Here is a 7,457-nt window from a genome sequence, read left to right as displayed (position 1 = left end):
GCCATTGGTGCTGACGGGGGACAGCTCCAAGATTCTGGAAGCATTCTATCCAGAGGATAATGACAGAAAATGATGACGCCCCTTGCTCCCGTATGCATGGCAATCAGAGCCAAGTCCAAATCTTAGCCTGCCCTTGAAGGACATTGACCGAAGATCCGTTTGCGTGGCTTCTCTGTCGCGAAACCGATAGTACCTACCGGCCCACTTTCGGTCCATCTACCCGAAGGCCGGGCGCTAAGCGCCCGGTTCCTTTTTCTCGTCGTCAAGCGGGGTGCGCAGGACGATCCGGCCATTGATCGGCACCACTTCCAGCTGAAGCGATATTCCCTTTCGGTCGCGATGGAACCAAGCGGCTCCGATCCGAGTCCAGAAGCCTTTGTCGCCCTTGTTGGTGACATGCCAGGCAAGGAAGTCCGGCGGATTGGTCTCCTGCGCGGGTGCGGTATTGCTGCGTGCCATGATGATTTCCTTTCGTGTCTGGTGGCTCGTTGCACCAAACAGAAAGGCCGCACGGCCAAGGGCAGGATTCATGTCCAACACGGGTGACCCCAGCGGAGGCAGGGGGAACCGGCGCGGGCAGGACATTGAAAGCTGACCGAGTGCGGCCAGTCAGGGTGCTCAAGAACGAAACCGCCAGATCGAAAGGCATGTAAACACATGGCAAGCCGTCACACTTGCGCCCTGGATCACTCTCGCCCAAACCTTCGCCATGGAAATCGAGGGCAGTTCACGGAAACGCTGGAGTGAAGAGGAAACGGTGCTCGCGCTGTATCTCTATTTCCAGCTGCCGTTCGGAAAGCTGCACTCGGGCAATCCAGAAATCCAGGAGCTTGCCGCTGCGCTCGGGCGCACGAATAGCTCGGTCGCGATGAAGCTGTGCAACTTCGCCAGCCTCGATCCCAAGATCACCGATAGCGGGCGCAAAGGCCTGGACGGCGCATCCAAGCTGGATCGCGCAACTTACTCCCAGTTCGGCCAAGATTGGACCGGTCTCGTCTCGCGGGCGGAAAGCTTGTGGATTGCCCAGGTCAGCCAGTTCAAGCCACCACCTCCGCCGTCGCGCCTGAATGAGAAGCGCAGCGAATTCCGGTTCGAGCCCTATCAGGGCGAATCCACCACACAGGCGCTCGTCAATCAGCGCGTCGGCCAGGACTTCTTCCGCCGTGCGGTGCTCGCCAACTACGAAGAGACCTGTTGCATCACCGGCATCGCCGATCCGCGCCTACTAACTGCAAGTCACATCAAGCCGTGGGGCAAGGACAGCGAGAACCGGCACAACCCCGCCAATGGCCTACTGCTTTCAGCGACACTCGACCGCGCCTTCGATCGGGGTCTCGTCACGGTCGATCGCCAACGGCGCATTCGCGTCTCGCGGCAATTGCGCGAAAGCCAGAGCCGCGAGACGCGCGACTATTTCCAGCAATTCGAGAACGCGAGCTTGCGATCAGCAATCCGGTTCGATCCTGAACCTGCTTTCCTCGATTGGCACAACGAACATTGCTTCGTCGATCAACGCGCCGCCTGACGTGTCAGGCGGCGCGCGGACTGCCTCCCCTCAATATTCGCTGGCTAGCATGATCGTCAGCAACCGCCGGGTAACCGCAGGATTGGCCGGGTCCTCGCTGCCGAACTGCAAATCGCGGTCGTAAGCATCGATCTTCCAGAACACGGTTTCGGCAGGCCCCGCCGGTCGCGTGGTCATCCAGCGACCTTCGTCATCCTGATAGATCGCCCCAAAATCGCGCTCGCCATACGGGTCGTTGTCCGGCGTGAAGGCGTTGAAGTTTTCGACCAGCTCGCGCACCCGCGACTGATCCTCTTCGGACAAGGCACGGAATCCCTCGGTCGCCACGGCAACACAGGCAAGGCCCATCGCCTGCCGCGCCCGGTCGTTTTGCCGGGCAATCCGCTCGCTGCGCGAAAGGGTGTCAGCGCTCATTTCACCGCCCTCTCACCAAGTTCGCACAAGTGGACCAACTCGCCGAAATCTTCGCGCTCGCCCAATGCCTCGGCCAAGCGCTGCACTGTTCCGAACGGCAAGCCATTCTCGTTGGCCAGCATCCGCAACCAGTCCTCGCGGCACTCGGCTCCGCAAGCGCGATAGTTCAAGATTGGGTCACCCATATTCTGTCCTCCTTCGGCTGAAAGCCGCATCCGACACGCGGCATGCGGCCTGCCTTCCGGCGAGGATGGGAGGGGGAGGGAAAACCGGATTCGATGCCCTGGCGCGGGCCAGCGGGCGAAGCCCGCCACACGGGGGTGTCTACTTCCGGTTTCGGGAACGAGAGGGCAAAGCCTTTGGTGTTCCCGCCAAGGGATCGCCCTGCGATCCACTCAAGATCGGCACCCTTCCAACGGCGCGAAGCCGCCGGAGGCCATGCGCGCGCGATCAGTGCGCCAGCGGGCCTCCGGCAATGAGAGAGGCAAGAGTGCCTGCGGGTTAGCTCAGGAATGCCGCGCCCTCAGGAGCATGACCGCAGGGCATGCGGGACAGAGCGCGTCCATCAGGAATTCCCGCTCCGCTTCGAATTGCTCCTGATCGTCACCCGGATGGGCCGAGACTACGGGCTCGGTCCGCGCAAGCGGATAGAGCAGGTTGCCCGACAGGGCAGCTCATATCGGAGTGCAGCTATACCCCTCCTTGACGGTTTTGGGGGAAGTCACATTCAACAATGATGCCTACAAGAAGACTGCAGTTGCCTTCACGCACTTTCGAAGGCACCAAGTAACAGTAAGAACTTAATTTGGTTGGCAGAGATGTCTGGCGCTTGCCGGTTTCAAATGCCTAATGGAGGCACCGTGCCAGGCACATTTTACGATCAACCAATCCTGAATTCGCCATACGCGGCCCCGTCCTTTCATCACCCTCTCGATGATCACGGGCAACCGATCGAGCAGCCTGCGGTTTCCGGCCGACGGCCATCGCGGTTTATCGTCCCCGTTCCGAAGTCTCGAAAGAGTGCAAGTTCCGCTCAAGCGTCGTTGGAGCTCGAAACCTATACCGAGTACGGCTTGGTCAACGAGATCAGAGGCTATGTCGATGCGTGGAGAAAGCTCCCAAACCCAGCGGACTGGGGCGTTGAACCGGCAACACAGCGCCTGCTGGACTATTGGAGAAACCACAATTTTTCAGCCATCCGCCCCTTTTTCTGCCAAGTCGAAGCTGTTGAGACGATCATCTGGCTGACAGAGGTCGCTCCCAAGAGAGCGGCGACCAAGGGCCTTCTCGATCAGCTGGTCAAAGCTAACGAGGAAGCAAATCCGGACCTTTTCCGGCTTGCCATGAAGATGGCCACTGGCAGCGGAAAGACGACCGTTATGGCCATGCTCATCGCATGGCAGACTGTGAACGCAGTCAGGAAACCAACTTCCAAAAACTTCAGCCGGGCCTTCCTCATCGTGGCGCCTGGCATCACGATCCGAGACCGATTGCGGGTGTTGCTGCCGTCCGATCCGCAGAACTACTACGAAACCCGCGAGCTAATCCCGCCGGAACTTGTCGGCGAGGTACGCAAAGCCGAGATCGTGATAACCAACTATCACGCGTTTAAGCATCGCGAGACGCTCCAGATTCCGAAGGTCGCAAAGGGTCTCTTGCAGGGCAATGATCCCGAACCAATCCGCACGCTCGAAAGCAATGCTGCAATGCTGGAACGTGCTTGCGGCGACTTGCTCAGCTTCCGGCACGTGAATGTCATCAATGATGAGGCGCACCATTGCTATCGACACAAGGTCGGGGGCGAAGAGGAGAAGCTGACCGGGGACGAAAAGAAGGAAGCAGACGAGAACGAAGAAGCGGCGCGATTGTGGATCAATGGAATTGAAGCTCTCAAGCGCAAGGTCGGGGTCCGTGCAGTTTATGATCTTTCCGCTACTCCATTCTTCCTGAGGGGATCGGGTTACCCGGAGGGTTTTCTGTTTCCCTGGGTCGTTTCGGACTTCAGTCTGATGGATGCGATCGAATGCGGGATCGTAAAACTGCCTCGCGTGCCGGTCGCGGACAATGTCCCGCAGACAGACAGCCTCATTTACCGCGACCTGTGGAAGCATGTTGGCAAGGACTTGCCCAAGAGTGCGAGTGCAGCTGGGAAGCTAAGCCCGCTGGATTTGTCGCGCCAAGCTCCAGAACTCATTACCGCGCTCTACGCGCTCTATAGCCACTACGAGCAGACATACGATCTGTGGGATCGTGAAGGGATTGATGTTCCTCCAGTCTTCATCGTCGTTTGCCAGAATACCGCAATCTCAAGACTGGTGTTCGAGTGGATAGCTGGTTTTGAGCGCGATGCCGAAGATGAGAGCGGAGAGCGCCTCGCGGCGCACCATGGTCACTTGGAACTCTTCCGGAATTATGACGAGCACGGCGGACGCTTAGCCCGTCCACGCACACTGCTGATCGACTCCCGTCAGATCGAAGCGGGAGATGCGCTGGACAAGGGCTTTCGCGATGCAGCCGAGGCCGAGATTGACCTATTCAAGCGTGAGCTTGCTCAGCGCGAAGGGGCAGGCAACCCGGATGACGTAAGCGATTCCGATCTCTTGCGCGAAGTGATGAACACCGTGGGAAGGAAGGGAAGGCTCGGCGAACAAATCCGATGCGTGGTTTCTGTTTCGATGCTCACGGAAGGATGGGACACTAACACCGTAACACATATCCTCGGTGTTCGCGCATTTGGCACTCAGCTGCTTTGCGAGCAGGTTGTCGGTCGTGGCTTGCGCAGGCAGTCCTATGAACTGAACGAACACGGGCTGTTCGATGTCGAATACGCCGATGTCATGGGCATTCCGTTCGACTTCACCGGCAAGCCGCAAACGGCAACGCCGGTTAAGCCGAAGCCCGTCACGCGTGTTCATGCGATGCGCGAGCGAAGTGAGCTTGAGATCGAGTATCCGCGTGTCAGCGGCTACCGGAAGGATTTGCCCAACGAAAAGCTAGTTGCGGAGTTCAACGAAGACAGTCGGCTCACGATCACGCCTGCCGATATCGGACCAACCAAGGTCTTCATGGAAGGCATTGTCGGTGAAGGCGTTGTCATCACGCCAACGGTGCTAGAATCCCTCCGCCCCTCGGAGATTAGTTTCAATCTGGCAAAGCACCTTCTGTACAATGTCTTCCGCGACGAAGACGGAATTCCCAAGCAGCACCTGTTCCCTCAGATTCAACGGATCGCGCGGCGGTGGATTGATGCTGGCTATTTGGTCCCCCAGGGCGTTCCGATCGGAGCAATCCTCTACCAGCACTTGCTCGCGCGAGCCTCGGAGAAGATCGACGCTGCTTGCAACCGAGGGGCGGGCGACGATGTGAAGATTAAGGCCGTCCTCGACAGCTACAACCCGAAGGGCTCGACCCGCTTCGTCAATTTCATCACTTCCAAACCGTGTCAGGCGACTGCAGCCCGCCCGCCGAGAAGCCATATCAGTCATGTCGTGCTGGACAGCGATTGGGAGGGTGAGCTGGCGAATGTGCTCGAAAGCCATCCGAAGGTTCTGGCCTTTGCGAAGAACCAGGGTTTGGGCTTTGAAGTGCCCTATCTGTGTGGCGGTGTTGCGCGGAGGTATGTGCCTGACTTCCTCGTAAGGTTGGAGGCAGAGAGCGGCGAACCGATTAATCTCGTGCTCGAAGTGAAGGGTTACCGGGGTGAGGATGCCGTCGCGAAGAAGGAGACGATGGAAACGCTGTGGGTTCCTGGCGTCAACCAACTCGGCGGTTTCGGGCGCTGGCACTTTGCCGAATTCTGCAATTGGGCCTCGATGGAGGAAGACTTCGCCAAGCTGGTGGAGCAGGTTCTCGCTCAGGCTCCGACGGCTGGCGCGGGAGGAGCGATATGATGTGTGAAATTAATTGCATAGTAGGACATAATGTCCTATCTCAAACTCACATCCGCCCCATGAGAGTAGGTTCGCTCGACTATCCAGAGTGTTACCGAAATCTTGGGGCTTCTTTTTTGTCTCGCGGAGGCGCTCGATGAGCCGCGAGATTGCAATCCTCATCGATGGCGGTTTTCTCTCGAAACGCCTTCCTAAGCTGATTTCCGAACCGGACAAGCTCACGCCTTTCAAGACCGTTGGCTTGATCCGTTGGATGTGCAGGCGGCACATCAAGGCGCTCTGCGGCAACGATAAAAACTGGCATCAGCACGTCTACCGCATCTTTTACTATGATGCGCTTCCATTTGAAGGCCAGGCCCAACACCCGCTTTCACAAAAGCACTTGAACTTTGCCAAGAGTGACAAAGCGGCATTTCAAAATGAGCTCCTTGAGCGTCTGCGGAAAGAGCGAAATGTCGCCTTGCGTCTTGGCCATGTATCCAAGCTTGGTGGCTGGGCGGTCTCAGGGGATAGAACCAAGAAACTCCTCCGGGCAAAGCCAATATTTGATGCGTTATCAGCATTGGAGCCTGCGGAAGATGGAAGCTTGATGATCCCAGCGGAGCTTGCTGGCCAAATTAAGGCGAACGAAAAGCATTGGACCGAACTGGAAGACTGGATGGTCCATCTCGACCTTCGGCAGAAGGGTGTCGATATGCGTATCGGCCTAGATATCGCATCGCTTACCTTGAAGAAGCTCGCGAAGACAATTGTGTTGGTTGCGGGGGATTCTGACTTTGTGCCTGCGGCAAAACTCGCCCGGCGGGAGGGTCTGCAATTCATTCTCGACCCACTTTGGCAGAGCGTAAGCCCAGACCTGTTTGAGCACATCGATGGTTTGAAGTCCGGACTGAAGAAGCCTGGTGAGGCCAACAATGCAGAAGGCGAGGCGATCGCCGAAGAAAATGAAGACGGAGAAGCTGGATGAGGAAGCTTCTCTGGATCAAGGTCGGGTGGTCGGAATATTATCGCGGTGAACCGGTCGATGGGAATTTTGGCTGGCTGATCGAACATCGAAACGAGCGCAGCAAGAAGACTGGCCATGAGGCCTTCAACTTCATGCCCGGACCCGATGGGCGCTATTATGTCTACGTTCCCCCACAAAGCGGAACGTCTGCCCCCAGTCATCCGACTGACAACAAGGGTTGGACGGTCGTGTGTCTGGCCAAGAACCCCAAGCACCCCGGCGTGCATATTGTGGGCTGGTATGAGAATGCGACGCTCTTGGGCGAGTGGCTCGATCCGCCGAAGGATCGCAAGACAAGGACCACCCGTGATGGGCGACCAGGCTACGATTGGTCCTATTGTATCGAAAGTGACTCGGCGTGGTTCATCCCCCCCGAACAGCGCACAATTCCGTTCTCGCATGTGTCCGTCCGGCAAGGGAAATACTCGTTTCTCGCCGGACCTGACCTGAAACGCCGCGACGCAAAATCCGAGGCGAACAAGCGAGAGGTTCTCAAGATTCTCGATCGCCAGATTGCGAAACTGAAACCAATTGCGGTCCACAATCCGGACGCCGACAGCCTTCCTGATCCATCCCTCAACGAGGCCGATCCACTGCGCGGCTGTCCGTCGTCAGAACATTT

Annotated in this window: 7 protein-coding genes; 4 read left to right on the top strand and 3 right to left on the bottom strand. The window is 57.7% G+C overall.

The annotated features are described in order from the left end of the window. Positions 1–234: 234 nt before the first annotated feature. Positions 235–459, bottom strand: a complete 225-nt coding sequence (locus ILT46_RS11810; protein WP_054946024.1) for a hypothetical protein — start codon at positions 457–459, stop codon at positions 235–237. A gap of 250 nt (positions 460–709) precedes the next feature. Here ILT46_RS11810 and ILT46_RS11805 point away from each other — a divergent pair, with 250 nt between their 5' ends. Next, positions 710–1,525 (top strand): HNH endonuclease, encoded by an 816-nt coding sequence (locus ILT46_RS11805; RefSeq protein WP_199504842.1) that lies wholly within the window; start codon positions 710–712, stop codon positions 1,523–1,525. Positions 1,526–1,555: 30 nt separating this feature from the next. Here the strand turns inward: ILT46_RS11805 and ILT46_RS11800 are convergent, their stop codons facing one another. Both ILT46_RS11800 and ILT46_RS11795 read right to left on the bottom strand, forming a co-directional pair. Continuing rightward, positions 1,556–1,939, bottom strand: a complete 384-nt coding sequence (locus tag ILT46_RS11800; RefSeq protein WP_199504841.1) for a DUF3768 domain-containing protein — start codon at positions 1,937–1,939, stop codon at positions 1,556–1,558. Further along, positions 1,936–2,124: a hypothetical protein gene (locus tag ILT46_RS11795; RefSeq protein WP_199504840.1), complete on the bottom strand. Its 189-nt coding sequence runs from the start codon at positions 2,122–2,124 to the stop codon at positions 1,936–1,938. The genes ILT46_RS11800 and ILT46_RS11795 overlap by 4 nt, the downstream gene beginning before the upstream one ends. A 675-nt stretch (positions 2,125–2,799) precedes the next feature. Between ILT46_RS11795 and ILT46_RS11790 the strand changes: the two genes are divergently transcribed. From ILT46_RS11790 to ILT46_RS11780, 3 genes are all read left to right on the top strand, one after another. Then, positions 2,800–5,829, top strand: coding sequence for a BPTD_3080 family restriction endonuclease (locus ILT46_RS11790; RefSeq protein WP_370592435.1), 3,030 nt, complete (start codon positions 2,800–2,802; stop codon positions 5,827–5,829). Positions 5,830–5,965: 136 nt separating this feature from the next. Further along, complete coding sequence (locus ILT46_RS11785) at positions 5,966–6,796, top strand: NYN domain-containing protein (RefSeq protein WP_199504839.1); 831 nt, start codon at positions 5,966–5,968, stop codon at positions 6,794–6,796. Continuing rightward, positions 6,793–7,457, top strand: a 665-nt coding sequence (locus ILT46_RS11780) for a hypothetical protein (protein WP_199504838.1), incomplete at its 3' end; no start/stop codon positions are given. The genes ILT46_RS11785 and ILT46_RS11780, both read left to right, overlap by 4 nt.

Source organism: Qipengyuania sp. YIM B01966, from assembly GCF_016461955.1.
Lineage (GTDB): Bacteria > Pseudomonadota > Alphaproteobacteria > Sphingomonadales > Sphingomonadaceae > QFOP01.
Note: the sequence above shows the minus strand (reverse complement) of the source record. Positions and strands in the feature narration are given on the sequence as shown.

Coding starts and splice junctions, on each gene's coding strand:
- ILT46_RS11795 (WP_199504840.1), bottom strand. CDS start 2,124: ATGGGTGACCCAATCTTGAACTATCGCGCTTGCGGAGCCGAGTGCCGC.
- ILT46_RS11805 (WP_199504842.1), top strand. CDS start 710: ATGGAAATCGAGGGCAGTTCACGGAAACGCTGGAGTGAAGAGGAAACG.
- ILT46_RS11785 (WP_199504839.1), top strand. CDS start 5,966: ATGAGCCGCGAGATTGCAATCCTCATCGATGGCGGTTTTCTCTCGAAA.
- ILT46_RS11800 (WP_199504841.1), bottom strand. CDS start 1,939: ATGAGCGCTGACACCCTTTCGCGCAGCGAGCGGATTGCCCGGCAAAAC.
- ILT46_RS11810 (WP_054946024.1), bottom strand. CDS start 459: ATGGCACGCAGCAATACCGCACCCGCGCAGGAGACCAATCCGCCGGAC.